The sequence below is a fragment of the Anaerolineales bacterium genome (genome assembly GCA_016928575.1).
Lineage (GTDB): Bacteria > Chloroflexota > Anaerolineae > Anaerolineales > RBG-16-64-43 > JAFGKK01.
Map to the genome: position 1 here is coordinate 1 of JAFGKK010000024.1, position 25,803 is coordinate 25,803.

The 25,803-nt window shown below is 64.7% G+C and carries 25 protein-coding genes; all 25 read left to right on the forward strand.

The features are described from left to right. The coding region (locus tag JW929_03735; protein MBN1438498.1) for an ATP-binding protein at nt 1-1,060 on the forward strand (1,060 nt) is incomplete at its 5' end. Between the two features lie 196 nt (nt 1,061-1,256). After that, a complete protein-coding gene (locus JW929_03740; protein ID MBN1438499.1) occupies nt 1,257-2,333 on the forward strand; it encodes a hypothetical protein in 1,077 nt (358 codons plus the stop codon). Nucleotides 2,334-2,501: 168 nt separating this feature from the next. Further along, entirely contained in the window at nt 2,502-2,657 is a 156-nt protein-coding gene (locus JW929_03745) for a hypothetical protein (protein ID MBN1438500.1), read from the forward strand. A gap of 60 nt (nt 2,658-2,717) precedes the next feature. Next, entirely contained in the window at nt 2,718-3,221 is a 504-nt protein-coding gene (locus tag JW929_03750; GenBank protein MBN1438501.1) for a hypothetical protein, read from the forward strand. A 341-nt stretch (nt 3,222-3,562) separates the two neighbouring features. Further along, nucleotides 3,563-4,702 (forward strand): MFS transporter, encoded by a 1,140-nt coding sequence (locus JW929_03755; GenBank protein MBN1438502.1) that lies wholly within the window; start codon nt 3,563-3,565, stop codon nt 4,700-4,702. 503 nt (nt 4,703-5,205) lie between these two features. Further along, the gene (locus tag JW929_03760; protein MBN1438503.1) at nt 5,206-5,976 is read left to right on the forward strand and encodes an ABC transporter ATP-binding protein; all 771 of its coding nucleotides are present in this window, start codon (nt 5,206-5,208) and stop codon (nt 5,974-5,976) included. Continuing rightward, complete coding sequence (locus JW929_03765) at nt 5,973-7,796, forward strand: hypothetical protein (protein ID MBN1438504.1); 1,824 nt, start codon at nt 5,973-5,975, stop codon at nt 7,794-7,796. Before JW929_03760 ends, JW929_03765 begins: the two co-directional genes overlap by 4 nt. A gap of 216 nt (nt 7,797-8,012) precedes the next feature. Beyond that, nucleotides 8,013-8,510, forward strand: coding sequence for a cysteine hydrolase (locus tag JW929_03770; GenBank protein MBN1438505.1), 498 nt, complete (start codon nt 8,013-8,015; stop codon nt 8,508-8,510). A 79-nt stretch (nt 8,511-8,589) separates the two neighbouring features. Then, nucleotides 8,590-9,618: a glycosyltransferase gene (locus JW929_03775; protein ID MBN1438506.1), complete on the forward strand. Its 1,029-nt coding sequence runs from the start codon at nt 8,590-8,592 to the stop codon at nt 9,616-9,618. Beyond that, nucleotides 9,546-9,869 carry a hypothetical protein gene (locus JW929_03780; GenBank protein MBN1438507.1) on the forward strand — a complete coding sequence of 108 codons (324 nt, stop codon included), beginning with the start codon at nt 9,546-9,548 and terminating at the stop codon, nt 9,867-9,869. The genes JW929_03775 and JW929_03780 overlap by 73 nt, the downstream gene beginning before the upstream one ends. Nucleotides 9,870-10,147: 278 nt before the next feature. Beyond that, entirely contained in the window at nt 10,148-10,936 is a 789-nt protein-coding gene (locus tag JW929_03785) for an SDR family oxidoreductase (GenBank protein ID MBN1438508.1), read from the forward strand. Nucleotides 10,937-11,428: 492 nt separating this feature from the next. Next, the gene (locus tag JW929_03790; protein MBN1438509.1) at nt 11,429-12,658 is read left to right on the forward strand and encodes a PLP-dependent aminotransferase family protein; all 1,230 of its coding nucleotides are present in this window, start codon (nt 11,429-11,431) and stop codon (nt 12,656-12,658) included. 325 nt (nt 12,659-12,983) lie between these two features. Further along, on the forward strand, nt 12,984-14,210 hold the full coding sequence (locus tag JW929_03795; GenBank protein MBN1438510.1) for an ABC transporter substrate-binding protein: 1,227 nt from the start codon (nt 12,984-12,986) through the stop codon (nt 14,208-14,210). Nucleotides 14,211-14,340: 130 nt separating this feature from the next. Further along, nucleotides 14,341-15,357, forward strand: a complete 1,017-nt coding sequence (locus tag JW929_03800; protein MBN1438511.1) for a branched-chain amino acid ABC transporter permease — start codon at nt 14,341-14,343, stop codon at nt 15,355-15,357. Beyond that, nucleotides 15,354-16,454: a branched-chain amino acid ABC transporter permease gene (locus JW929_03805; GenBank protein MBN1438512.1), complete on the forward strand. Its 1,101-nt coding sequence runs from the start codon at nt 15,354-15,356 to the stop codon at nt 16,452-16,454. The genes JW929_03800 and JW929_03805 overlap by 4 nt, the downstream gene beginning before the upstream one ends. Beyond that, nucleotides 16,451-17,236, forward strand: coding sequence for an ABC transporter ATP-binding protein (locus JW929_03810; GenBank protein ID MBN1438513.1), 786 nt, complete (start codon nt 16,451-16,453; stop codon nt 17,234-17,236). Before JW929_03805 ends, JW929_03810 begins: the two co-directional genes overlap by 4 nt. Then, the gene (locus tag JW929_03815; GenBank protein ID MBN1438514.1) at nt 17,230-17,943 is read left to right on the forward strand and encodes an ABC transporter ATP-binding protein; all 714 of its coding nucleotides are present in this window, start codon (nt 17,230-17,232) and stop codon (nt 17,941-17,943) included. Before JW929_03810 ends, JW929_03815 begins: the two co-directional genes overlap by 7 nt. Before the next feature lie 226 nt (nt 17,944-18,169). Continuing rightward, on the forward strand, nt 18,170-18,817 hold the full coding sequence (locus JW929_03820) for a CBS domain-containing protein (GenBank protein ID MBN1438515.1): 648 nt from the start codon (nt 18,170-18,172) through the stop codon (nt 18,815-18,817). A gap of 99 nt (nt 18,818-18,916) precedes the next feature. After that, on the forward strand, nt 18,917-20,245 hold the full coding sequence (locus JW929_03825; GenBank protein ID MBN1438516.1) for a phenylacetate--CoA ligase: 1,329 nt from the start codon (nt 18,917-18,919) through the stop codon (nt 20,243-20,245). 220 nt (nt 20,246-20,465) lie between these two features. Beyond that, on the forward strand, nt 20,466-20,885 hold the full coding sequence (paaI, locus tag JW929_03830; GenBank protein ID MBN1438517.1) for a hydroxyphenylacetyl-CoA thioesterase PaaI: 420 nt from the start codon (nt 20,466-20,468) through the stop codon (nt 20,883-20,885). A gap of 126 nt (nt 20,886-21,011) precedes the next feature. Next, the gene (locus JW929_03835; protein ID MBN1438518.1) at nt 21,012-22,625 is read left to right on the forward strand and encodes an indolepyruvate ferredoxin oxidoreductase subunit alpha; all 1,614 of its coding nucleotides are present in this window, start codon (nt 21,012-21,014) and stop codon (nt 22,623-22,625) included. 22 nt (nt 22,626-22,647) lie between these two features. After that, nucleotides 22,648-23,124 carry a 2-oxoacid:acceptor oxidoreductase family protein gene (locus tag JW929_03840; GenBank protein MBN1438519.1) on the forward strand — a complete coding sequence of 159 codons (477 nt, stop codon included), beginning with the start codon at nt 22,648-22,650 and terminating at the stop codon, nt 23,122-23,124. Between the two features lie 65 nt (nt 23,125-23,189). Further along, nucleotides 23,190-24,524 (forward strand): phenylacetate--CoA ligase, encoded by a 1,335-nt coding sequence (locus tag JW929_03845; GenBank protein MBN1438520.1) that lies wholly within the window; start codon nt 23,190-23,192, stop codon nt 24,522-24,524. Nucleotides 24,525-24,665: 141 nt separating this feature from the next. Beyond that, complete coding sequence (locus JW929_03850) at nt 24,666-25,097, forward strand: ACT domain-containing protein (GenBank protein ID MBN1438521.1); 432 nt, start codon at nt 24,666-24,668, stop codon at nt 25,095-25,097. Between the two features lie 228 nt (nt 25,098-25,325). Continuing rightward, entirely contained in the window at nt 25,326-25,727 is a 402-nt protein-coding gene (locus JW929_03855) for a PPOX class F420-dependent oxidoreductase (GenBank protein ID MBN1438522.1), read from the forward strand. The last annotated feature ends 76 nt before the right edge of the window (nt 25,728-25,803 follow it).

Below are 25,803 nucleotides of genomic sequence, written 5' to 3' on the forward strand. Positions count from 1 at the left end.
CCTGCTGGCGGGCCTGATCCGCTCGCAGATCGCCTCGTGCCTGATCTTCGACATGCACAACGATTACGGCTGGGCGGTGCGCGACGAGGCCGGGCGGGAATTCAAAGGCCTGCGCCAGCTGTTCGACGCGCGCGTCGTCACCTTCACCCTGGATCCGGAAACCTCGCGCCACCGCGGAAGCAAGGTGGACGGCATCCTGCAGATCGGTTTGGAGGAGATCGAACCGGAAGACATCGAGTTGATCGCCCAACTGCTGCCGCTGAACGAGGTCCAGGTCGGTTCGCTGCACATGCTGCGCCGAAAGCTCGGGAGAAAATGGATCGCGCGGCTCCTAAAGGAGGAGGCGGACGCGGACCTGCAGGAACTGGTGGCCAGCGAGCGCATCCTCCCCTCCACCCTCGGCGCGATCCAGCGCAAGTTCGAATTGTTCCGCCGGCTCGGGTTTTTGCAGGAGAAGGCGCCGGATAAGGATCCGGTGGAGGAGATCTTCGCCACGCTCGACCAGGGGATCAGCGTGGTGTTGGAGTTCGGCCGGCACGGGAACCGGCTGGAAGCCTATATGCTGGTGGCCAACTACCTCACCCGGCGGATCCACGAGCGCTACGTGGAGCGCAAGAACCGCGCCGCGGGCGGCGCCGCCGCCGAGCCGAAGCCGCTGGCGATCGTGATCGAGGAAGCCCACAAATTCCTCGACCCAGCCCTGGCCCGCTTCACGATCTTCGGCGCGATCGCGCGCGAGATGCGCAAGTACAACGTCACCCTGCTGGTGGTGGACCAGCGCCCCTCGGCGATCGACGAGGAGGTGATGAGCCAGATCGGAACGCGCGTCACCTGCCTTTTAGACAACGAGGCCGACGTGAAGGCGGTGCTTTCGGGGGTTTCGGGCGCCGGCGGCCTGCGCGAGGTGCTGGCGCGGCTGGATACGCGCCAGCAGGCGCTGATCCTCGGGCACGCGGTGCCGATGCCGGTGGTGGTGCGCACCCGCGATTACGACTCCAAGCTCTACGCCGAGCTGGCCGGGATTCAGAAGAAGCCGAAGGGGCTGTATCCGGAATCCTGATCCCGGCGCCCTTCCCCCCGGGTTCATTCGGCAGAGGCCATAAGAGAACGGGGGAAAGGCGATTCCATCAAAGAATTCGGATCGAATAGATGGGGCGCGAATCAGCACCGATGATTTTCCATGGAGGAACGGTCGCCAAGGGCCATTTGCCGGCCGGCGCCGTCAACCCGCAAGCAATGCTTCCAAGGCCTTAACCATGAAAAAATCCGTTGCCGCAATCATCCGCAGGATCGGCGCTTCCCGCAATGCGGCACCTTTCGCCGTCGCGGCCGCAGCCGTATTGCTCAGCCTTGCGACCGTCGCCTGGCAGGCGCGCAGCCTGGGCTTGCCTTATCTGGAAGAGTATCTTCAGATCGAACGCCACACCGCCGTGATCCAGGGCACAGCGGGCAATCCCTGGCAGTACCGCGTGTTGTCGGAATACATCTCCGAGGGTTTGATTCGGTTGTTTCAAGGGGTCGGCGTCCCGCACGCCGTCGCCGCCGCGTTCATCTTCCTGCGCGTGCTTCAGAACATCCTGATCTTTCTCGCCGCGTTTGCGTATTATCGGGCCGTCGGCCTTCCCGCGGCGCACGGGTTCGCGGGTCTCGGCATGCTTTCCTGGAGCATGTTGACCTCGCTGTACAACAGCGATCTTTCCTTTAATACCTACTTCGACGTTTTATTTTTCTTGCTGGCCGGCCTCGCCATTCTCGGCCAGAAACCGCTGTGGATCCTTCCGCTGTCGGTGCTGGCGGCGTTCAACCGCGAAACCGGGGTGCTGATCCCGCTCATGCTGATGGCGGTCCAGCTGCGGCGCGCACCGGGAAAGCAACGGAACGCGGCCCTGGGGGTGGGCGCGCTGTCGCTGGCGATAAACCTGGCCGTGTTTTTCGGCTTGCGGATTGTATACGGACCCCAGGAGATGGTGTTGAGTTTCGTAGGCCTGTCTCCCGGCGCGGAGGTCTTGTCATACAACCTGTTGCGGCCATTGACTTGGGTGATCCTGATCAATATGACGGGAATCGCGCCGTTGCTGGCGCCGTTCTCCTACCCCGGCTGGCGCCCAGAGTTGAAAACCTGCTTTTGGGTCGTGGTTCCAATCTGGCTATTCGTCCATGCAGTTGCCAGCATCATGGCGGAATGCCGGGTTTTCCTGGTTCCGCAGGCGATGTTCTTCATTCCGGGCGCGCTGCTGGTGTTGCACTCTTCCGGCAATCCCCCTCCGGCGCCCGCAGACCGGTTCGCGCCGAATCGGCCGGAACCCACAAGCGGGTTAAGGGGCCGCGTTTGAAGCTGATATAGAAATCCCGCCGCAATGACGCGAGGCCTCGAAGGGATGTTGGGCATGGTTCTTGTCAATACTTCTGCTTTTCTTGCGTCCTTGCGGTAAAAAGGCTTCCCAATGAAATCCGACCGCAAAGCCTGGAACCGATAGCAGACACTCATCCGCCGGATTCTGATGAAGGAAAAAGACTACCGCAAGGCGCTGTCGCTGCTGGTCGAGCACCACGCCGCGGTGCACGCCGCCGGACTCGGAGGACGCTGGTCGTATCAGGAGGACCTCCTCGGTCCGCTGAGCGAAGCCCAATACCGGTTTGTTCCGAAAGCCGGCTAAGGGGTCATCCGGAAAATCTGGCACATTACCCGGATCGAAGACCTGACCATCAACCTGTTGTTGGCCGTCGCCAAACGGTTGATCCTGGACGGCGAGTGGCTGAAGCGGCTCGGAATCCGGCATACGGATTGCGGGAACGGCATGCCGCAATCCAACGCGGCGCGGATGAGCCGGACGAAAAACATCGGGGCGCTGCTGGCTTACCGGAGGATCTTCGGCCGGCGCACGCAAAGCATCCTGCGGCGGTTGAACCCCGAAGCATTGTGGGAGAAACCCGCGCCGGAGCGAGTGGCGCGGATCGTAAAGGAGAAAGGGGTGCGTAAAAACTCGGCCTGGCTGTTGAAGTTCTGGAGCGGAAACCCGTCCGCCGACATCCTGCTGATGCCGATTACGCGCCATCCGTTCGTCCACCTCAACGAAATCGGGCGGATGATGCCGGCGCTGAAGAGAATTCCAGGGCCTCTCTCCGCCAAGCCCGCCTTCGGCACGCGCGGGCTGAGGGCAGGGCGGCCGCAGAGCATCCGCAAAGGGGTACCCGTACCGCCGGCGGCCGACAAACCCTGAAGGCCGCCGGACAGCCCCGCAAGGGCGAATAGAGAACGCCGGTTTTCCGCAAGCGAAATCGGGTTGGCGAAGGAAGCCCGGCGGACGCGCTGCACAAACAGCGCTCCTCGGATATTTGCTTCGTCACCCGGATGGAATTGCCCCGCCTCCTTCGCGCCCCGGTCCGGTTTACGGCCGCGCCCGCAGGAAGCCGCTCCGCGCGAGGCGCAAGCCGAAATGGGGCGTTGAGCGCGCGCGTCGCGGCAAGACCCGGCCATCCCCAAAACAATGCCAATCGGGTTATGATAATCCCCGGTTCAGGAGGCCTTATTAAAACATTCCGGTCGGCCCTTTTCTATTTCTTGTTTTTCGGGGGATACGCCTCGGCCTTTCCCTACATCGTCGTCTATTACCAGGGATTGGGATTCTCCGGCGCGGAAATCGGCCTGCTGACCGGCGCCGTCCCCCTGGTCACGTTCTTCAGCGCTCCGTTCTGGACCAGGCTTGCGGATTCCACGGGCCGCCACCGGCGGATCATGACTCTCACCATCGCCGGAGCCGTCCTCTCCGTCTGTTTGATCCCGCTCCTGCGTTCGTTCGCCCCGATCCTCGTCTGCGGACTGAGCCTGAGTTTCTTCATGGCTCCGGTCTCCTCCTTCGCCGACAACTCCACCATGCAAACCCTGGGCGAAAAGCGGGAGCTCTTCGGCCGCGTCCGCCTGGGCGGGTCGGTCGGTTTTGCGCTCATGGCGGCGGTGGCGGGCGCCGTCGTTCAGACCACCGGTTTGCGGACGGCGTTTTGGATCGCCGGATTCCTGTACTTGCTGGGCTTGCTGGTCAGCCAAAAATTCGATCACGGTTCTTCGGCCGCCAAACCCGGCGCACGCCACGGCCCCGGCGCCCTTCTGCGCGATCCGCGCTGGATCATCTTCCTCGGAATCGCGTTCGCAGGCGGCCTGGCGCTGACCGCCGTCAACAACTACCTCTTCCCGCTGATGAAGGAGCTGGGCGCGAAGGAATCCGTCATGGGAATCGCGCTGAGCATCGGAACCGTCCTGGAGTTTCCCATCCTTTTTTTCAGCAACCGCCTGATCCGTTTTTTCAAGCCCTACGGACTTTTTTTGCTCTCGATGGTGTTCACCGGGGCGCGCCTGCTTCTGCTGGGGTGGAACACCTCGCCCGAGCTCGTCCTGCTGATCCAGCTCTTGAACGGACTCTCCTTCCCGGTGATGATCATCGCGGGCGTGGCCTACGCTCACGAACGGGCCCCCGCAGGATACACGGCCACCGCCCAGGGAATGTTCAGCGCGACGGTGTTCGGGATCGGCTGCGCGGCCGGCGGCTTCCTCGGCGGACCGCTTCTGGAGACGCTCGGCGGACGCGGATTGTTTTTGGTCTACGGCGCGATCACCACGGTGATCCTTGCGGCCGGGGCGCTTCTCGGCCGAATGCTCCCTGCGCGAAGGCCCGCCGCCGGCTCCGCAATCGGAAGAATTCCCTGACGCGGGCGGAGGCCTTTCTACTCGTCGTTCCAACCGGCGTGCCCCAAAAACCCGCAATCCCCCCGGAATCGCACCGCAAGGGATCGGATCCGCCCCGGCGATTGGAGTACACTGTCTTGAGGAACGGCGGAGAACCGTCGGGGAATCCAAAGCAAGGCCAAACAACCACAGCTTCAACCCGGCGATCCTCATGCCGGCACCCGCTCTCGGCTTTTTTCGCCGGGGGCGGATGATGGGGGGGAAGAATTGGGCGGTTTTTTTTGTAAGTTCTTCAATACCGGCAACAGGCTGAGCAGACATAAAAGAGGAAAACTTTATATAGGAGTCGGCCGTATGTAGTACAGTAAGCGCCTAATCCGCCGTTGCGGAGCTTTCAAGAAGCCCGGCGGCGGTCGCGATCCTCACAACAAACGCCGTGCGGCCGCTTCTTCCGGTCTCCGGCGGGGCGGTTTCCGGGCCTGATCCCAAGCCGGCCGTTGGTTTTTCACAGGAGCGAGGTTTTCATGGATGCATCTTCCCCCCTGATCCAGACCAGCCATTTGGTGAAGAAGTTCGGCGAGAAAACCGCCGTCAACGACGTTTCCTTCGCCGTCCACGGCGGCGAGGTGTTTGGATTCCTCGGGCCCAACGGCGCCGGCAAGACCACCACCATTAAAGCGATCGTCGGCCTCCTGCAGCCCACCTCCGGCACGGTGACCGTGGCGGGATACGACGTGCAACTGCAGCCGACGCAGGCCAAAGCGGCGATCGGCTACGTCCCCGACACGCCCAACCTGTATATGAAGCTTTCGGCCCGGGAACTCCTGCGATTCGTAGGCGACCTCTACGAGCTGCCGCAGGCCAAAGTCCGGGAGCGGATCGACGAACTGCTGCGGCTGTTCGACCTGGCCGATGCCGGCAACGACCTGATCGACTCCTACAGCCACGGCATGAAGCAGAAGGCGGCCCTGGCCGCGGCGCTGATCCACGATCCGAAGGTGCTGGTCCTCGACGAACCGACGGTCGGACTGGATCCGAAATCCGCGCGATTGATCAAGGACATGCTGCGCCAGCTGGCCGACCGCGGCGCGGCGGTGTTCCTCTCCACCCACATCCTCGAGATCGCCGAGCGGATGTGCGACCGGATCGGCATCATCGACCGCGGAAATCTCGCGGCGGTGGGGACGATGGACGAACTGCGGGCTTTGGGCAAAGGCGAGCGCAGCCTGGAGGACATCTTCCTCGCCGTGACCGGCGGGGCCGAGGAGGCCGAGATCGCCGAGGTGCTGAAATGACGGCCGTCCGTCCCGCCGGCTGGAAGGAGCCCTTCCATCCCGAGCATTCCCTGTGGCACCATGTGTGGCGCCTGCTGGGCCTGCAGGTCCGGATTTCCTGGAGCACGTTCCGCGCCGCGAAATTGCGCCGCAAGATCGGCACGGTCGCCCTGGCTGTGGTGATTCTGGTTTTCGCCGGCGGCGTCTTTGCCTTGAGCTGGTTCCTGCTCAGCCTGCTGCGCTCCCCCGAGCTTGCCGAAGTGCTCGCCGAGCAGAACCAGCCTTCGATGGCGCCCTTTTTGGAAAGCGTGCCCGTCCTGATCCTGGCCGGCGCCTTTGCGGGGATCCTGATCACCAGCTTTGGCGTCCTGCTTTCGGCCCTATATCTCTCCGGCGATTTGGATTTCCTGCTCTCGGCGCCGGTGCCGATCCGGGCCGTGTTCGTGGCCAAGCAGCTGCAGGCGATCCTGCCCAACTTCGGCTTCATCGCCCTGTTCGGCCTGCCGATCCTTTTCGGACTCGGCGCGGCGGGAGGCTACAACTTCCTCTATTATCCGTTGGCGGTGATCGTCCTGGCGCTGCTGGCGTTGGCCGCGGCGGGGATCGGCAGCCTGCTGGTGATGGGCGTATGCCGGATCTTCCCCGCCCGGCGGGTGGCCGAAATCCTCGGCGCGATCGGCGCGACGTTCTCGATCCTGTGCTCGCAATCCGGCAACTTCGTGAACGCCATGAACCTGGAGGAGCAAAACCTCGGCCCGCAGCAGATCCCGATCGGCGCCATCACCCGCTTCAATTCCCCTTGGATCCCGCTTTCCTGGGCCGGGCGCGGATTGGTCGATCTCGGCGAAGGACGTTGGCTGGGCGCGGCCCTGTTCCTGGGGCTGACCATCACGCTGACCGTCGGCCTGTTCCTGCTTTCGCTGGCCGCCGCCGAGCGGCTGTATTACAGCGGTTGGGCGAGCATGCAGGCCGGCGGCCGCAAGAAGCGCGCGGCGAAAGCCCGTTCCCCTCAAGCGGGGAAGGCGCCCTCCGCCCCGGCAAAGGCCGGCGCCGCCGCATCCTTCCTGGCGGAATTTATCCCGCAGCCCGTGCTGGGAATCTTTCAGAAGGATTTTCTCACCCTGCGCCGCGATCCGCGCAACATGGGCCAGCTGATCACCCCGATCATCGTCGCCGTCGTCTACATGTTCGTCATCTTCCGCCCCGGCAGCCCGGCGCTGGAAGGCCAAGGCGAAGCTCCAGCGTGGTTCATGCAATTAATCGAAACCGCGATGTATTACGGGAACGCCGCGATTGCGCTGTTCGTGGGCTGGTCGCTGATCTCGCGGTTGGGGATGATGGGATTTTCCCAGGAGGGCCGAAATTACTGGATGCTGAAGACGGCGCCGGTGGGGGCCGCCGTGCTGCTCGGCGCGAAGTTCCTGGTAGCCTATCTGCCCGGCTTGGTCCTCGGCGTGCTGACGATGGCGGTGATCACGCTCGTGCGCGGCGGATCGATCCCGCTGCTGCTGTTCGGCCTGGCGGTGGTGGCGCTGGCGGACACCGGAGCGGCCGGAATCAACGTGGCCTTCGGCGTAACCGGCGCGAACCTGACCTGGGAAGATCCGCGCCGGATGAACGCCGGCTGGTCAGGCTGTTTCGGGATGCTGTTCAGTTTTCTGTACCTGGGAATCGTTGCGGCATTGTACTTCGGGCCGCCCCTTCTGCTTTCGGCCTTCGGCCTGCCCGATTTGGTCGGCTATGCGGCAGGCATCCTGTTGGGAGGCGCCTTTAGCCTGGGATGCACTGTTATTCCTCTGCGGTTGGTCGCCGGCCGTGTGGCGCGGATCGGGAACACCTGATCGGATATCGGGACGTTAAAAGGGGGGAGAGTTACTAAGTAGCCCCAACGCTTCTTACGGGCGCTGGGAACCCCCCGGCCGATATCGCGGTCGGCCGGCGCTGAATCCCCGCGCCTTTTAAACACCCCGGCAGAGCCCCATCCGCTCGCGGCCTTTGCGATATACTCGACCAATCCCGAAGGAAATTCCTTCGCCGTCCGCTCAACGGGAGGTGCGATGAAACCCGCCTTGCTCGTCATCGACGTGCAGAAAAAGTTTTTCGGTGGCAATGCCCGCCTCGCCGAGGAACTGCGCGAAGCTTCGGAATACATCAACGCCGCGATCGACCTGTTCCGCAAGAAGGGCTTTCCGGTGGTCTGCATTCAGCACACGGACCCGGACAACGATCTGGTTGCCGGCCAGCCCGGCTTCGACGTCCCGGAGATTCTGAAAATCCTTCCTGGCGATTTGCACATCCACAAGACGTACAGCAACTCCTTCACCAAAACGGGGCTGGCGGAAAAGCTGCGCGGACTCGGCGCGGACACGATCGTCGTGACCGGATTCGCGGCGGAATACTGCGTCCTGGCCGCCGCCCGCGGCGCGGAGGATCACGACTTCACCGCGGTAATCCTGCGCGATTCGATCATCGGCGGCAGGCCGGGCAACGCCAAACTGATCGAAAGCATCTGCAACATCGTCTCGTACGATGCGCTGGAAAAATTCTTAGAATAGCGATTCCGGCGGATGCGTTCAGTCGGACCGAGTAAAGCCGCGTCGGCCGCCCGCCGGTTGTTCCCCGGCAAGGAACGCCGTGAACGTCACCATCGGCACGGTCGGTTCGCGCGGCGACATCCAGCCGCTCCTGGCGTTGGCGCTGGGCCTGCAGCGGGCCGGGCATCGCGTGCGGCTGGTCGCCCAGCGCGATCTGGAGGATTGGATCCGGCCGTACGGCGCGGCCGTGCACCCCATGCAATTCAGCGTCCGGGAATTCATGAGCCGGCCGGACGTCGTCGCGCTCTTCAAGAGCCGCAACATGCCGCGGCAGCTCCGGACGATCCGGCGCGTCCTGGACACGCTGGTCGGCGGGGTTCTCGACGAAACGCTGCAGGCGGCGCAGGGCGCGGACTTCCTGATTCTGCCGATCACCGAGTGCGGCGGGGTGGACATCGCGACGCAAGGCAGGATCCCGATGGCCTACGCCTCCCTGCAGCCGATGTATCCCCCCACCCGGGCCTTCCCGTCGTTCTTCCTTCCGCTCCGGTTTTCTTCCAACGCCCGGATCAACCGCCTGACATATTCCGCCTTTCTGCGCATGGCCTGGCCCTTTCTCGGCGGATCGTTCAACCGCTGGCGCGCCGACCGCTTCGGCCTTCCGCCGTGGCGCACGATGCGGGAGATGCTGGAAGCCCGCCGCGGATTCGGAACGCCGTGGCTGTTTGCCTTCAGCCCTTCGGTGGTCCCGAAGCCGCCGGATTGGGAGGATTTCCACCACATCACGGGGTATTGGTTTTTGGATGCTCTCCGGATTGGAGGCCGCCGGACGGGCTTGTGCGATTTCTCGAAAGCGGTCCGCCGCCGGTGTATATCGGCTTCGGGAGCATGCGCGACAAGGATCCGGAGGGCCAGGCACGAACGGCGCTGCGCGCGCTCGGCCTCGCCGGGCAGCGGGGCGTGGTCTCCACCGGCTGGGGCGGGATCGCCCGGCTGGAAACCGGCGCCGAAGTTTTCTTCGTCGACGACGTTCCGCACGGCTGGCTTTTTCCGCGCATGGCCGCCGTTGTGCATCACGGCGGCGCGGGCACCACCGGCGCGGTTTTTCGTTCCGGCGCGCCGAGTCTGATCACGCCGTTTGCGGCCGACCAGTATGCCTGGGCGGAGCGGGCGGTGAGCTTGGGAGTCGGACCGCGGATGCCGGACGTGAAAAACCTTTCGGCTGAAAAATTAGCGCGGGCCGTCGCCGCCGCGGTGAACGACGCGGGGATGCGCGCCAATGCCGCCGCGCTCGGGGAACGCATCCGCGCCGAGGACGGCATTGCATGCGCGGTCGAGATCATCGAACGCCATGCGAGGCAATTCCGGCAACGGGGTTGACTATCGCCGCGATTCCCGACTCGTCCGATCCGGGCGATACGCGGAACGGCAGGCAGGCGATCCCGCTTAGGGAAGGGCGGCGGAAAATCGCCGCCGACAGTAGAATTCTTCGGCGGCATGGCGATGAGGTTCCGCCGATTCCGCGTTTCGGCGGGACCGACACAGCAATCCGCTAATTGAGGATGAACCGCGAAGGCAAGAGAGCGCTTCGTCGACCCGGCCGCGCCGGGTCGACGCGCGAAGACGAACACACACAAAAAAAAACGGGAGATACCACCATGGCTGCTTCACCGTTGCAAGGCAAGACCGCGCTGGTCACCGGCGCCTCGAGCGGCTTGGGCGCGGATTTCGCGCGCGAGCTGGCGGACCGGGGCTGCAACCTGATCCTGGCCGCCCGGCGGGCGGACAAGCTGGAAGCGCTGCGGGATGAAATCCGCGGCCGGAACGGCGTGCGGGCGGAGACTGCCGTGACGGATCTTTCCGCCCCCGACGCGCCGCAGGAACTGTACGACCGGATCCGGTCGGAGAACCTGACCGTGGACGTGCTGGTCAACAACGCCGGATACGCCTTGTACGGGGAATTCCGGTCGGCGGACTGGGCCGTTTGCCGCCGGATGCTCGAGCTCGACGTCGTTGCGCTGACCCACCTGACGCGCCTGTTCGCCGCCGACATGGCGGAGCGCCGCTTCGGATACATTCTGAAGGTGGCCTCGAACGGCGCCTTCCAGCCTACGCCGCTATACGCCGCCTACTGCGCCGCCAAATCCTACGTGCTCTACTTCGGCGAAGCGCTGCACCACGAGCTGCGCCCGCACGGCGTGGGCGTGACGGTCCTCTGCCCGGGTCCGACGCGCACCGAATTCTTCGAGGTCGCCGGCCAATCGCTGACGCTGTACCAGCGCCTGACGATGATGAACAGCCCCGACGTGGCGCGGATCGGGATCCGGGCGATGCTCCGCAAACGCTCGTGCGTCGTGGCCGGGCCGCTCAACGCGGCGGTGGCCGGGCTGGCGCCGCTCCTGCCGCGCCAGTTCATGGCCGGCATGGCGGCCAGGCTGATGCGCTGAACCTCCCCGCCGGCGGCGCGCCGTCCGGGGTTGTCTCCGGATCGTCATGCCCGCGCCTGCCCTCGCGGAGCGGGGGTGTTCGTAGCGGGCATCCAGCCTTGGAAACCCTGGATTCCCGCCAAACCAACCCCCGGCGAAGAACGCGCCGAGGGCCGGCGCGGGAATGACGATCTGTCTCCGCCAAGGAGTTTTCCACAAATACCATTGATTCACTTTATAGACGGACCCGGATAAGAGGGTGAGGGGTGAAAAGGAAGCCCGACGAAGCGATCCTGCGCTATTTTGAAGCAGGAGATTGCTTCGTCGGGCCGGAGAAACGCCGCCTCCCGGCCCTCCTCATAATGACAACATTCTTCGTCCCTTTCGCCGGCCTTTCTCGTCTTTCCTCCACCGCCTCCGGCACCGATAATTTTTGCGCCCCGGTTTATAATAGCTCCGCAATCCATTCCGCAGGCTTCCAGTAAACCGCCGCAGTTAAGAAAGGATCCGCCCATGCCCACCCCCTGGCAGCAGCGCTTCGCCCAGAACGCCAAGTCCACCCAATCCTCCGCCATCCGCGAACTGTTCAAGGTCACCGCCAATCCGGAGGTGATCTCCTTCGGCGGCGGCCTGCCGGCGCCGGAGGTCTTTCCGATCGAAGAATTCAAAACCGCCTGTGAAAAAGTCCTCACGGCCGACGGGCCGAAGGCGCTGCAGTACAGCAACTCCGAGGGGTATGCCCCGCTGCGCGAAATGATCGCCCGCCAGATGGACGCCTTCGGCTTGAAGCTGACCACGGAAAACATTCTGATCACAACCGGCACCCAGCAGTCGATCGACCTGATCAGCAAGATGCTGATCAACAATGCCGAGCGCATCTTGGTGGAGGATCCGACGTTCCTCGGGGCGCTGCAGGTGTTCAGCGTCTTCGGCGCGCGCTACATCGCCGTCCCGATCGACGCCGACGGCATTCAAACCGAGCTCCTGCCGGAGGCCTTCCGCGCCGGCCCGCGGTTCATGTACATCATCCCCACCTTCCAGAATCCGGGCGGGGTGACCCTCTCGCTGAAGCGGCGCGAGACTCTGATCGCGCTCTCGGACCAATACGGGATCCCGATCCTCGAGGACGATCCCTACTGCGCGCTGCGCTTCGAAGGCGAAACGCTTCCCCCGCTGATCGCCTTGGACGCCAAACGACTGGGGACCGCCGACGGCTATCCGGCTGGGAACGTGATGTACTGCGGATCGTTCTCGAAGACCCTGGCGCCGGGCTTGCGCCTGGCCTGGATCGCCGCCCCGCCCGAGGCGATCGCCAAGCTGGTCCAAATCAAGCAGGGCGCCGACCTGCATACGCCGATCTTCGTCCAGATGGCGGCTTACGAGTGCCTGCGCGACGGCTTCCTCGAGCGCCACATCCAGAAAATCCGCGATGTCTACCGCGATCGGCGGAACGTGATGCTTGCGGCGATGGAGCAGCATTTCCCGAAGGGCATGGAATGGACCCGCCCGGAGGGGGGCCTGTTCCTCTGGGCCAAGCTGCCGGAGGGCATGGCCAGCATCGAGCTTCTGCGGACGGCGATCAAGATGAACGTCGCGTTCGTTCCAGGCAACAGCTTCTTCTCCGTCGACGACAAAGCGGGCGAACGCTATTTCCGACTGAATTTCTCCAATATGAAGCCGGAACGGATCCAGGAAGGGATCCAACGGCTTGGCGGGGCGATCAGCGAAGCGATGAAATCCTAAATCCGGGAATTGGCGCCACGAAAAAGGTTTGATACAATTATCCCCTATCTTCCAACCGGACTGATTTGTGGCTTGATGGCCCGATTAGAATTCTTTTTCCTGTTTATCGACCCGGCAAGTCAAACGACTTGTCGGGTCTGATTTGTTCCCTCCAAGCGCCCTCCGCATCCCTATTCCGCCTCGGCATCATCCGGCCGCCCTTGCGGGCGATTCCAGTTTTTCCGGCCCGGTTTCGGCCGGCTCTCCAGACACCAAGTTACAAGCATTCGGGATTCCCCCTTCCCCGTTCCAGGGGTGGGGATTCTGACCACCTTCGGAGGAGAATATGTCATCCAAGCGCATTGTGAAACTCATTCCAATCTGCATCCTCGCCTTGGCCGTCCTCGGCGGATGCGGCGCGGCAGGCTCGAAGGAAGGAAGCGTCTATAAAATCGGCTTCAGTTCGGCCGCCACCGGCAACTACGCCTCGCTCGGACTGCCCGAGGCCAAGACCGCCGAAATGATTCAAAAGCAGATCAACGACCAGGGCGGAATCACCGGTCCGGACGGAGTCAAGCACGAGGTGGAAATCATCATCCTCGACGACGCGAACGAAGCCGACAAGGCGGTCTCGAACGTCACCCGCCTGATCACCGAGGACGAGGTCATCGCGGTCGTTTCTTCCACCGGCAGCGGCACGAGCGTCGCCCAGATCCCGGTCTGCGAGGAAAACGAGACCCCGTGCGTCTCGATGGCCTCCGCCGCGACGATCACCACCAATCCCGATACCGGCGCGGAATATAAATGGATGTTCAAGACGCCGCAGACCAACGGGCACGCCGGCGAATGGCAGGCCGCCTACCTGAAGGCCAAGGGCGTGAAGAACATCTGCATCCTTTCCACCAACGACGGCTATGGGAAAGACTGCCTGGCCAATTACAAGGCGACCGCCGAAGCCGCGGGCTTGACGGTGGTCTATGAAGGCAACTACGCGGCGACCGACACCGAATTTTCCGCGCAGATGGCCGGCGTGCAGGCCAGCGGCTGCGAAGCGGTGGAAATCGGCTCCACCCCGCCGGTGGCGTCGCTTGCGACCATCGCCGTCCGCAACGCCCTGCCCGACCTGCCGGTCACCCTCGGCCACGGCGTGTGCAACCAGTCCTACATCACCACCGCCGGACAGGCGGCCGACGGCGCGGTGTTCCCCTGCGGCAAGGTCACCGTCGTCGACCAACTGCCCGACAGCGATCCGCAGAAGGCGGTGCTGACGAAATACATCGCCGACTACACCGAATTCACCGGCGGCGAAGCCGTCAGCACCTTCGGCGGCCACGGCTGGGACGCGCTGGAAATGATCGTCGACGCCCTGGAAAGCTTGAAGGACGGGATGTCGCTGAAGGACCAGCGGGCGGCCGTGCGCGACTACCTGGAAAACAAGGTTGTCGATTGGCCGGGCATCAGCGGGACCTTCACCATGAGCCCCTCGGATCACACCGGCCTGACCAAGGAATCGCTGCTGTTCGTGACGGTCCGGGACGGCAAGTGGGTCGCGTTCCCCGAAGCGGATTGGTAAACCCGTCCGCCACCGGATTCACACTCCTGCCTCCAAACCTGACCTGTCAGGTCCCGAGGACCTGGCAGGTCAGGTCCGTCCCCTCGCCCGGACCAGGGGATGACCACATCGAGAAACGCCGGAAGTGACCATGCATCGAAAGCCGCGGCGCCGCCCCATCCATATCCTCCTGACCGCGCTGGTGATCGTCGGTTTGGCCGGGGTGAGCCTTCTGCTCGGATCCCAGAAAAACCTCCAACCCCAGCATTACGTCCAGCTGGCGATCGACGGCGTGCGCGCCGGGTCGATCTACGCCCTGATGGCGCTCGGATTCGTCGTCGTCTACAGCGTCACCGGAATCATCAATTTCGCCCAAGGCGAATTCGTGATGCTGGGCGCGATGATCTGCCTGACCGTCAACGACCTGAACCTCCCCCTGCCGCCGGCGCCCAAGCTGGCGGCCGCCGTCGCGTCCGGGGTGCTGGTCACCACGCTGATCGGCGCGGCGATGGAGCGGCTGACGATCCACCCGGCCCGCCGCTCGCCGCCCGTCACGCTGATCATCATCACCATCGGCGTCACGATCACCCTGCGGGCGGCGGCCCTGCTCGTCTGGGGGGCCGATCCGCACGTCCTGCCCTCCTTCACCACCTTCGCCCTCGAAGATAAACTCTTCCGCCTCGGGCCGATATTGATCCAGGCCCAGAGTCTGTGGATCTGGGGCACCCTGGCAGTGATCCTGGTTCTGCTGTACTTCTTTCTCGAACGCACCCTGGCCGGCAAAGCCCTGCGGGCCTGCGCCGTCAACCGGCGCGCCGCCCAGCTAATGGGAATTAACCCGGACCGCATGTCGCTGTTGTCGTTCGCGCTGGCGGCCTTGCTCGGCGCGGTCGGCGGGATCGTCCTGGGCCCGGTCACCCGCCCGATTTACGACATGGGCGTGATGCTCGGCCTGCGCGGATTCGTCGCCGCGATCATCGGCGGCCTGGTCAGCGTTCCGGGAGCCGTCGTGGGCGGGCTGCTGCTCGGCGTGGTGGAGAACATCGCCGCCGGCGTAACCGATCCCGCCCTTAAGAGCGCGGTGTCCTTCATCATCCTGATCGTCCTCCTGCTCTTCCGGCCGCAGGGGATCGTCGGAGGCGGCGAGAAGCCGGCCGAAGAATTATGAAAAAGGCGCCCTTCCGAAACCTTCTGCGCGCGCATCCCAACCTGGCCGGGGTCGCCGTCCTGGCTGCGGTCCTCGCCGTCCTGGGAGCGGTGGATCTGATCCGGCCCTTCGGTGTGCGCTTCAGCGACCTCTCCGGCCGGGTGGTGACGATGGACACCATGATCCGGATCGGGATTCTGACCATCGTCGTGGTCGGCCTGAACCTGCTGATGGGGTACGCCGGGCAGGTCTCGCTCGGGCAGGCGGGGTTTTACGCGCTCGGCGCGTACGCCTCGGGGATCCTGACGACGCTCGCCCCGCGCCACGGCCTTCTGACCGGGATCGCCGACACGTGGTGGTGGCCCTGGCTGGCGGCCGCGGCCGGGATGCTCCTGACCGGCGCCTTCGCCTACCTGGTGGGAAAACCGATCCTGCGCCTGAAGGGAAACTACCTAGCGATGGCCACCCTCGGGCTGGGATTCATCATCAACATTTTCAGCGGCCAATTCTCCGAAATCACCGGCGGGTACGACGGGTTGACCGGCGTGCCCCGCCTGCGGATCGGCGACTTCGCGCTGTGGCCGGCACAGCGCTACTACTTCCTTGTCTGGGGGGCGGCCATCGCGGTGATCGTCGTGGCGCTGAACATCGTCCATTCGCGCGTCGGCCGCGCGTTGCGCGCGATCCACGCCAACGAAACCGCGGCCGAAACCAGCGGAGTGGACACCGAACGCTACAAGATCCAAGCCCTGGTGATCAGCGCCATGTTCGCCAGCCTGGCCGGCAGCCTGTACGCCCATTTTCAGAGCGCCGTCTCGCCCAGCCCGTTCGGGTTCAAAGCCTCGGTCGAATTGGTGACGATGGCCGCGGTCGGGGGACTCTCCAGCATCTGGGGCGCGCCGCTCGGGGTGGCGGCGATGTTCCTCGTCGGCAACTTGATCCAATCCCAGATGGAAAGCGTGTTCCACATCCGGGGCGGCGAATACGAACTGATCCTCTACGGCCTCGTGTTGGTGCTGATCATGATCTTCATGCCGCAGGGCATGATCACCAGCCTGCGCGCCGCGCGCGCCTTCGGAAGGCGGCCGGCGCAACCCGACGGAGAACGGACGGCATGACGGACCGGGCGGCGGAACTCGAAATCACCGACCTGCGGAAGGATTTCGACGGCCTGATGGCCGTGTTCGACGTTTCCTTTTCGGTCGGGGGCGGCGAAATCGTCGCGCTGATCGGCCCCAACGGAGCCGGCAAGACCACCATCTTCAACATGCTCTCGGGGGTCCTGCCCGCCACCGGCGGCTCCATCCGCTACCGCGGGCGGTTGCTCAACGGCCTCCGGCCCCACGCGATCAACCGGCTCGGGCTGGCGCGCACCTACCAGAACGTGCGCCTGTTCGGAACCATGACCGTGCTGGAAAACGTGATGGTCGGCCGCCATGCCAAGGCGGAGTACGGCGTCCTCAGCACCGCCTTCCGCCTGCCCGCGGCCCGGCGGCAGGAGACGGCAATCCGCACGCAGGCGCTGCGCCAGCTGGAAAGGGTCGGACTGGCGGACAAAGCCGAGGCCGAGGCGCTCAGCCTGCCCTTCGGCCAGCAGCGGCTGTTGGAGATCGCCCGCGCCCTGGCCACCGAGCCGCGTCTGCTCCTGCTCGACGAAGCCGGGTCCGGACTCAACCGGCCGGAGAAGGACGAACTCCAGCGGCTGATCCGCTCCATCCGCGACGGCGGAGTCGCGGTCCTGCTGGTGGAGCACGACATCCCGTTCGTAACCGGATTGTCGGACCGAATCGTCGTGCTCGAGCACGGGGTCAAGATCGCCGAAGGCACGCCGGCCGAAATCCGCAGCGACAAGCGCGTCATTGCGGCGTACCTCGGGGAGGATGTCCGGGACCTATGCTGACCGTCGAGCAACTCAGCGCCTTTTACGGGCGGATCCAAGCCTTGGATGAAGTCACCCTGCGGGTCGCCGAAGGCGAGATCGTCGCCGTCATCGGATCCAACGGGGCGGGCAAATCCACCCTGATGAACGCGATCTCCGGGCTGATCCCATCCCGCGGCGGAAGAATCCTATTCGCCGGGCAACCGATCACGAACCTCCGCGCCGACCGGATCGTGCGCCTGGGAATCAGCCAGGTTCCCGAACGCCGGCAGATATTTTCGACGATGAGCGTGGAAGACAACCTGATCCTCGGCGCCTACCACCGCTTCGGCCGCGACGGCCGCAAGGCGGTCGAGCGGGATCTGCAATCCGTGTTTGATATTTTCCCCCGCCTGCGCGAGCGGATCCACCAGACCGCGGGAACCCTTTCCGGCGGCGAACAGCAGATGCTCGCCCTGGGCCGGGGCTGGATGGCGAAGCCGAAACTTCTACTCATGGACGAGCCCTCGTTGGGGCTCGCGCCGCTGATGGCGCGCGAGATCTTCCGCGTGTCCGGGCAGCTGCGCGAGCGCGGCACGACGATCCTGCTGGTGGAGCAAAACGCGCACGCCGCGCTCGATCTGGCGGACCGCGCCTACGTTCTGGAATCCGGCCGGGTGACGTTCGAGGGCAAGGCGTCCGAACTCGGGAGCGACGAACGGGTGCAGAAGGCCTACCTGGGGAGGTGACACGCCCGCCTTCCCGCAGAAAGCATTACACTTGACGAGGGAGAACGGCCGCCGAAAACCTCCCCGCTTGTCGGTTTTTGATATCCGGGGAATTGAGGGCTCCGCCCAGAATCCCTGCCCGCCGGCCGGTTTATGATTGGCGGGGAGGCCGAAGGCGGGGGAGCCCCTTGCACAACCGCATACTCCTCCCCCCATCCGGAGACGTCAGGAAAATCAGGAGGCTTCCATGCTTGTCAAAGACCGAATGACCCCCAATCCGAAAACGATCGCCCCCGATGCCTCGCACCCCGAAGCTCTGCGGATGCTGCACAAGGAGAAGTTCCGCTACCTTCCGGTGGTCGAAAAATCCGGCAAGGTGGTCGGGATGGTGACGGAGACCGACCTGTTGCACGCGGCCCCCTCCTCCGCCACGTCGCTCTCGATTTACGAAATGAACTACCTGCTGGCGAATTTAAAAATCCAGGAAGTGATGAGCAGTCCGGCCGTCACCGTGCAGGAAGACGTGCCGCTGGAGATCGCGGCCAAGATCATGATCGACAAGGAAATCGGCTGCCTGCCGGTGATGCGCGGTGACAAGCTCGCGGGGGTGATCACCGAGACCGACATCTTCAAGACCTTCGTGGAGATCCTCGGCGGCGGGGAAAAGATCCTGCGGGTCACCCTGCGCTCGCCGAACGTGCCCGGCGAGCTGGCGCGCCTGGCCGGCGTGATTGCCGGGATCGGCGGCAATTTGCACTCGATCGCCGCCTTCCACGGAGAGGATCCGCAGCACGTCTATTTCACCTTCCGCCTCGACGGAGTCGAGGAGAAAACGCTGGTCCCGGCGCTCAAAGCGGCGGGCGAGCAGGTGATGCACGTGTACATGGTGGATTGACCCTTCCTCACCCCTTTCCCCTGCGCCCCTTCCCTCTCTCCGACCGTAAGTCCGGAGAGGGGAAAGGGGTTGGGGGATGGGGGCGAGGCGGATAAGACCATGCCGGAAAAGCCCATCCGTTATTGGAACAAGCAAGCCGAAACCCTTCCGCGGCCGAAGCTGGAAGCCCTCCAGCTCCGGCGCCTCCGCCAGACCGTGGGGCGGGTTTACCGGACGGTTCCGTTCTATCGCGAGGCGCTGGATCGCCGGGGATTGACCCCGGCCAAGATCCGCTCCCTCGCCGACCTGCGGCGGATCCCCTTTACGACGAAAACCGACCTGCGCGAACACTATCCGCTGGAGTTGCTGGCGGTGCCGAGGGACGACGTGGTGCGCGTGCACTGCTCCTCGGGGACGACCGGCAAGCCGACCGTCACCGCCTACAGCGCCGAGGACTTGGACATGTGGGCCGAGGTGATGGCGCGGGTCTACACCATGGCCGGCTGCACCCGGCGCGACGTCATCCACAACGCGCTCGGCTACGGGCTGTTCACCGGCGGCCTGGGTTTTCACCTCGGCGCGGAGCGGATCGGCGCGATGGCCGTGCCCTGCTCGGGCGGAATGTCGAAGCGCCAGATCATGCTGATGGAGGATTTCGAAGCCACGGTGCTGGCGGCCACACCCTCCTACGCGCTCGTGCTGGCCGAGACGGCGCGCGAGATGGGCGTGGATTTCCGCGAGCGGATGAGGCTGCGGGTGGGGCTGTTGGGGGCCGAGCCCTGGACCGAGGAGATGCGCCGCGAACTGCAGGTGCGGATGAACATCGAAGCCTACGACAGCTACGGGCTGACCGAGATCGTCGGCCCGGGAGTCGCGCTGGAATGCCCCTACCACGACGGGCTGCACATCTGGGAGGACCATTTCCTGCCGGAGGTGGTGGACCCCGATAGCGGCGCCCCGCTGGAGGACGGCGCGGAAGGCGAATTGGTGATCACCACCATCACCCGCCGGGCGATGCCGCTCCTGCGCTACCGCACGCGGGACCGGGTGGCGCTGAGGCGCGAACGGTGCCGCTGCGGCCGGACGATGGCGCGAATGGGCAAAGTCCAGGGGCGGACCGACGACATGCTGATCGTCCGCGGCGTGAACGTCTTCCCGTCACAGATCGAAGAAGTGGTGCTGGCCGAATCCGGCGTGGAGCCGCACTACCAGATCCTCGTCGACCGGCCGAAGAACAAGCTCGACACGCTCGAGGTGTGGGTGGAAGCGGCGCCGGCGCTGTGGGGGCTGGGGCCGGAGGCGGTCCAGCGGGCGGAACAGCAGATCGCCGGAAAGATCCACGATTCGCTCGGCCTTTCCACGGCCGTCCGCGTGGCCGCGCCGAACGCCATCCGCCGCAGCGAGGGCAAGGCGCGGCGGGTCGTGGACAAGCGCGATTTGAACGCGTAGGGGCAGGCCGTTTCCGGCGGGTGCCGGTTCCGCCGGCAAACAGACGATAGACGACGGACGATAGACCATGGACAACGGACGATGGTCGAAAATGATCATTCGACCGCATCTCGTCCGCCAAAATCGAAACGCCCGACAAACCGATCGACCATGGCCCATCGTCTATGGTCCATGGTCGCCCCCTCCGAGGGCGGAGATTCTTCCGCAGGAAGGATGGAAAATGGTGACCATGGAAGACCCCTTCATGAAACTGCTCGGGCTGGAGGCCCGCTCCGACTCGCCGGGAACGGCGCGGGTGCGGGGCCGGGTGCTTCCGGAGCATCTGAACCTGCACGGCACCACGCACGGCGGATTCCTCTACACCCTGGCGGACACCGCCTTCGCGCTGGCGGCGAACTCGCACGGCGTGCCGGCCGTCGCCCTGGCGACGCACATGGACTACCTCCAGCCGGGCAAACCCGGCGAGGAGGTCGAAGCCGTCGCCGGCGAGGTGCACCTCGGCCGCTCGACCGGAGTGTACCGGATCGAGGTTCGCGGCGGGGACCGGCTGCTCGCGACCTTCACCGGGACGGTTTTCCGGAAGCAGACAACGGCGGAATCCGCGAATACCGCGAAGGAAAATTCAAAGGGCGCAAATTGAAGAAGCATTAGGCTTGCCAACGTGTTCCCTCCTACCAAAAGCACGCCCCCCATTCTTTCGGAACGGGGGTTGAGAACCGAGGGGACGGGGTCCGCGGAATAGAACAACGATCTGGAGGAAGTATCTATGGCACTGAAACTGGCGGAGAAGATGCTGATTCACGGCGACGAGGCGCTGGCAGTCGCGATGCTCGACGCGCGGGTCGCACTCGGAGCCGGGTATCCCGGGACGCCCTCGAGCGAGATCCTCGAAACGTTCTCCCAAATCGGCGGCCGCGGGGAATGGGCGCCGAACGAGAAGGTCGCGCTCGAGGTCGCCCTCGGGGCCGCCTTCGGCGGGGCGCGGGCGGTGGCGGCGATGAAGCACGTCGGGTTGAACGTCGCCGCGGACCCGTTCTTCACCGCGGCCTACACCGGCACGGCCGGCGCGCTGGTGGTCGTCTCGGCCGACGATCCGGGCATGGCTTCGAGCCAGAACGAACAGGACAACCGGCGCTACGCCGAGGCGGCCGGCGCGCCGATGCTCGAGCCCGCGGACGCCCAGGAAACCTACGATTTCTTCTTCACCGCGCTCGAGATCGCCGAGCGCTGGCGGATCCCGGTCCTCTTCCGGATGACGACGCGGGTGTGCCATTCCAAGAGCGTCGTCGTCCGACGCGGCGCTCCGCTTCCGCCGCCGGCCTATGGCTTCGAGCATGACCGCCGGGGCCGGGTGATGGTGCCGGGAAACGCCCGCCCGGCCCACCGCCGGCTGCGGGCGAAACTGGCCGAGATCGCCGAGTGGAATGAGGAAAGCGGCCCCAACCTCGAAATTTCCGGCTCGCGGGATCTCGGGATCATCACCTCGGGCGTCAGCTTTCTGCACGTCCGCGAAGCCGCGCCCGAGGCGAGCGTACTCAAGCTCGGGATGACCTACCCGTTCCCGTTCCGGAAGATCCGCGCGTTCGCCGCGGGATTAAAACAGATCGTCGTCATCGAGGAGGGCGACCCATTCCTAACGACCGCCATACGCGCCAACGGCTTGCCGGCCGAGGGCAAAGCCGAGATGTACCGATTCGGCGAACTCTCCGTCGAGCGCGTGCGCCGGATCTTGGCAGGCGACGCCTCGCCCGAGCCCGCCCCGCCGCCCGGCAAGCCGCCGCAGTTCTGCGTCGGCTGTCCGCACCGCCGCACGTTCGAGATCCTCGGGAAGATGGACCTGATCGTCGCAGGCGACATCGGCTGCTACACCCTCGGGGTGCTCCCGCCCTTCAACGCGATGGACAGCTGCGTGTGCATGGGCGCCTCGATCGGCGTGGGCCTCGGCCTGCGCCACGTCCTGCCGGAGGACCAGGCCCGGCGGGTGGTGAGCGTGATCGGAGACAGCACCTTCGCCCACAGCGGCCTGACCGGCTTGGCGGAGATGGCCTACAATCCGCCGAAGACCGGCCACGTGCTGCTGATCCTCGACAACGGCACGACCGCGATGACCGGCCTGCAGGACCACCCCGGAACCGGCTACACGCTTGGGGAGTGCGCCACGACGCGCATGGATTTCGAAGCGGTGGGCCGGGCGATGGGGATGCACAAGGTGCACACTGTCACCCAGAAGGATTCAGCCGAGGATTTCGAGCGGCTGCTGCGCGATTCGCTGGCGTCGAACGACCTGACGCTGATCGTCGTGCGCAACCCGTGCCTGTTGGCGGCGAAGAAGCTCCGCGCCCGCGGGCGGGCCGCGGCGGAACCGCCGGCGGCCGGATGAGCGAGGGAGAGGAGACACGGCCATGGAAAAAACCGTCAACGTGAAGATCGCCGGACTCGGCGGACAGGGCGTGATCCGCGCCTCCGACATTCTGGCGGAGACCGCATTCCGCGCCGGCCTAGCGGTGAAGAAGAGCGAATTGCACGGGATGAGCCAGCGCGGCGGATCGGTCTCGAGCGACGTGCGCTTCGGCCGGGAGGTGCTCAGCCCGATGATCCCGGCGGGCGAATCGGACTATCTGGTGGTCGTTTCGTCCGACCAGGTGGAGAACAACCTGCCGTCGCTCAAGCCCGGCGGCGTGCTGATCCGCCCGGAGATGATCGACGAGAACGCCCTGACAAACAAGAAGAGCTTGAACGTTGCGCTGCTCGGAGCGCTCAGCACGCGCCTCGAGCTTCCGGAAGCCCTCTGGCTGGAGACGATCCGCGAGGCGTTCAAGCCGGAACTGTTCGAAGCCAACGCCAACGCCTTCCGGCTGGGCCGGAGCGCGAAGGAATAAACCTACGAGACCGAGGCGGTCTCCAAGACCGCCTCGGTCTCGGGAATTCGGAGGAGGAATCCCACATGACGATCGAACAATGGAACGACATACCCGGAACGTTTCACCCGGCGTGTACGCCGGACTTCCTGCCCCTGCCGCAGCTGCGCGAACTCCAGCTGCAGCGGCTGCAGGCCACCGTCCGGCGCGCCTACGCCAACGTCCCGCTCATGCGGAAACGCATGGACGAAAAGAAGGTCAAACCGGAAGACATCCGGACCCTCAAGGACATCGAGCGGATTCCCTTCACGGTGAAGGCGGACCTGCGCGACACCTACCCCTTCGGCATGTTCGCCAGCCCGATGCAGGAAATCGTCCGTCTGCACGCCTCCTCGGGCACGACCGGCAAACCGATCGTGGTGGCTTACGCGCGCGAGGACATCGAAGTCTGGACGAACGTGATGCTGCGCTCGTTCGCCGCCTGCGGCCTGCACCAGGGCGACATCGTCCAGAACGCCTACGGGTACGGCTTGTTCACCGGCGGGCTGGGCGCGCATTACGGGGCCGAAGCGCTCGGCGCGACGGTGATCCCGATCTCCGGCGGCAACACCGACCGGCAGATCATGATCCTGAAGGATTTCGGCGTCACGGCGATCTGCTGCACCCCGTCGTATTTCATCCACCTGATCGAACGGGCGGGGGAGATGGGGGTTAAGATGAAGGAATTGCCGCTGCGGGTGGGGGTCTTCGGCGCGGAACCGTGGTCCGAATCCATGCGCCAATACATCAAGGAGAACTCCAACGTCGAGCCCTACGACATCTACGGCCTGTCGGAGATCATCGGGCCGGGGGTGGGGATCGAATGCTCCGCCCATCAAGGATTGCACATCTTCGAGGACCATTTCCTTCCAGAGATCATCGATCCCGAGACGGGCGCGGTGCTCCCGGACGAGGCCGAGGGCGAGCTGGTGCTGACGACCCTCTCCAAGAAGGCGATGCCCATGCTGCGCTACCGCACGCGGGACATCACCACGCTCGCGCGCGGGCAATGCGGCTGCGGGCGGACCATCTGCCGCTTCCTGCGCGTCGGCCGCCGCAGCGACGACATGTTCATCATCCGCGGGATCAACGTCTTCCCCTCGCAGGTGGAGCACGCCCTGCTGCGGGTGGAGGGCACCTTGCCGCACTACCAGATCGTCCTTACCCGCGACAAGGGGCTGGACAAAATGGAAGTGCAGGTGGAGGTGACCCCCGAGGTCTTCGCCGACACGGTCGGGGCGATGGAGGCCCTGCAGAAGAAGATCGCCCAGGCGCTCAACCAGACGATCAACCTCAACGTGGCGGTCCGCCTGGTGGAGCCGCACACCATCCAGCGCAGCGAGGGCAAAGCCAAGCGCGTCATCGATCAGCGCAAGATGTAGAAAGTCGAACCGCACCCGCGGCCGCACGGCAGGCCGTGCGCATCAAGACCCATGTCTCGACGGGAGAACGGCCTTGATACGGGTGTGCGGCGGAAGAACGCCGCGGGTCCACTCGACCACCTGAAAGAAAAGGAGACTCTCATGAAACTCCAACAACTTTCCGTATTCCTGGAAAACAAACCCGGATCGCTCAAGAAATCCCTCGCCGTGCTGGCGGACGCCAAGATCAACATCTCCACCCTCGCCCTGGCCGAGACCAAGGATTACGGCATCTTGCGCCTGGTGATCAAGGACTGGGAGAAAGCCAAGTCCGCCCTCGAGCAGGGCGGATTCACCGTCCGGCAGACGGAAGTGCTGGCAGTGGAGGTGGAGGACCGGCCGGGCGGGTTGGCGACGGTGCTGGCGCCGGTCGAAGCCGCAGGGGTAAACGTGGAATACATGTACGCCTACTCGACCGGGACCAAAGCCAAGGCCGTGCTGATCTTCCGCTTCAGCGACCTCGACAAAGCGATCGCGGCGCTGAAAGGCGCGGGGATGAACGTGCTGGAGAACCTCCAGGTGTTCGGCCCGTAATTTGCGCCCCGACTTGGAAAACGAACGCCGGGATCGCTCCCGGCGTTCGTCGTTAAGCGCGGATGGACCGGAGTCGGCCGGCAATTCATAAAGGAGAAGCATGCCGGGGACCGCCTCCGCGCCGTCCGGGTTTTTTAATGCTCCTCCACCCGCAAAGGCATATACTTAAATCCGCGTACCGCGCAACAGCAGTTCTTTTCCGTATCACCCGAGGTTTGCGAAGACGCTATGGACAATCCCATCCCCAAAGGCTATGAGGATTTGCTCGCGCCGGAACGCCGGGCCGTCGCCTGCCTCGCGCTGGCGCTCAGCGACGGCACACCGCAAGCGACCCCGGTTTGGTTCGATTGGGGCGGAGAATGCATCGTGATCAACACGGCGCGCGGGCGGGTAAAGGACAGGGTTCTGCGGCGCCGCCCGGCCGTCGCCCTGCTGATCATCGATCCGGCCAATCCCTACCGCTACCTCCAGATCAAAGGCCCGGCGGTCTATGAAGCCGAGGAGGGCGCCTATGAGCAGATCTGCGATCTGCAGCTTAAATATCGCGGCGACCGCAACTATCCCAAGCGTCCGGGGGAAACGCGCGTGGTCTACAAGATCCGTCCGGAGAGAAGCCAGGCGCGGGGTTGACGCCGAAGGCATTTGCGAAGGCGGAGGTTGCCGGACAGCGCAAAGAAAAACCGAGGCCGGGAATCCCCGTTCCCGG

What these genes read in the sequence shown, in the direction of transcription:
- JW929_03825 (MBN1438516.1), top strand. Translation starts at nt 18,917, where the DNA reads ATGCCGGAAAAGCCCATCCGTTATTGGAACAAGCAAGCCGAAACCCTT.
- JW929_03840 (MBN1438519.1), top strand. Translation starts at nt 22,648, where the DNA reads ATGGAAAAAACCGTCAACGTGAAGATCGCCGGACTCGGCGGACAGGGC.
- JW929_03835 (MBN1438518.1), top strand. Translation starts at nt 21,012, where the DNA reads ATGGCACTGAAACTGGCGGAGAAGATGCTGATTCACGGCGACGAGGCG.
- paaI (MBN1438517.1), top strand. Translation starts at nt 20,466, where the DNA reads ATGGTGACCATGGAAGACCCCTTCATGAAACTGCTCGGGCTGGAGGCC.
- JW929_03765 (MBN1438504.1), top strand. Translation starts at nt 5,973, where the DNA reads ATGACGGCCGTCCGTCCCGCCGGCTGGAAGGAGCCCTTCCATCCCGAG.
- JW929_03745 (MBN1438500.1), top strand. Translation starts at nt 2,502, where the DNA reads ATGAAGGAAAAAGACTACCGCAAGGCGCTGTCGCTGCTGGTCGAGCAC.
- JW929_03810 (MBN1438513.1), top strand. Translation starts at nt 16,451, where the DNA reads ATGACGGACCGGGCGGCGGAACTCGAAATCACCGACCTGCGGAAGGAT.
- JW929_03760 (MBN1438503.1), top strand. Translation starts at nt 5,206, where the DNA reads ATGGATGCATCTTCCCCCCTGATCCAGACCAGCCATTTGGTGAAGAAG.
- JW929_03850 (MBN1438521.1), top strand. Translation starts at nt 24,666, where the DNA reads ATGAAACTCCAACAACTTTCCGTATTCCTGGAAAACAAACCCGGATCG.
- JW929_03815 (MBN1438514.1), top strand. Translation starts at nt 17,230, where the DNA reads ATGCTGACCGTCGAGCAACTCAGCGCCTTTTACGGGCGGATCCAAGCC.
- JW929_03740 (MBN1438499.1), top strand. Translation starts at nt 1,257, where the DNA reads ATGAAAAAATCCGTTGCCGCAATCATCCGCAGGATCGGCGCTTCCCGC.
- JW929_03855 (MBN1438522.1), top strand. Translation starts at nt 25,326, where the DNA reads ATGGACAATCCCATCCCCAAAGGCTATGAGGATTTGCTCGCGCCGGAA.
- JW929_03805 (MBN1438512.1), top strand. Translation starts at nt 15,354, where the DNA reads ATGAAAAAGGCGCCCTTCCGAAACCTTCTGCGCGCGCATCCCAACCTG.
- JW929_03785 (MBN1438508.1), top strand. Translation starts at nt 10,148, where the DNA reads ATGGCTGCTTCACCGTTGCAAGGCAAGACCGCGCTGGTCACCGGCGCC.
- JW929_03795 (MBN1438510.1), top strand. Translation starts at nt 12,984, where the DNA reads ATGTCATCCAAGCGCATTGTGAAACTCATTCCAATCTGCATCCTCGCC.
- JW929_03845 (MBN1438520.1), top strand. Translation starts at nt 23,190, where the DNA reads ATGACGATCGAACAATGGAACGACATACCCGGAACGTTTCACCCGGCG.
- JW929_03770 (MBN1438505.1), top strand. Translation starts at nt 8,013, where the DNA reads ATGAAACCCGCCTTGCTCGTCATCGACGTGCAGAAAAAGTTTTTCGGT.
- JW929_03780 (MBN1438507.1), top strand. Translation starts at nt 9,546, where the DNA reads ATGGCCGCCGTTGTGCATCACGGCGGCGCGGGCACCACCGGCGCGGTT.
- JW929_03800 (MBN1438511.1), top strand. Translation starts at nt 14,341, where the DNA reads ATGCATCGAAAGCCGCGGCGCCGCCCCATCCATATCCTCCTGACCGCG.
- JW929_03820 (MBN1438515.1), top strand. Translation starts at nt 18,170, where the DNA reads ATGCTTGTCAAAGACCGAATGACCCCCAATCCGAAAACGATCGCCCCC.
- JW929_03790 (MBN1438509.1), top strand. Translation starts at nt 11,429, where the DNA reads ATGCCCACCCCCTGGCAGCAGCGCTTCGCCCAGAACGCCAAGTCCACC.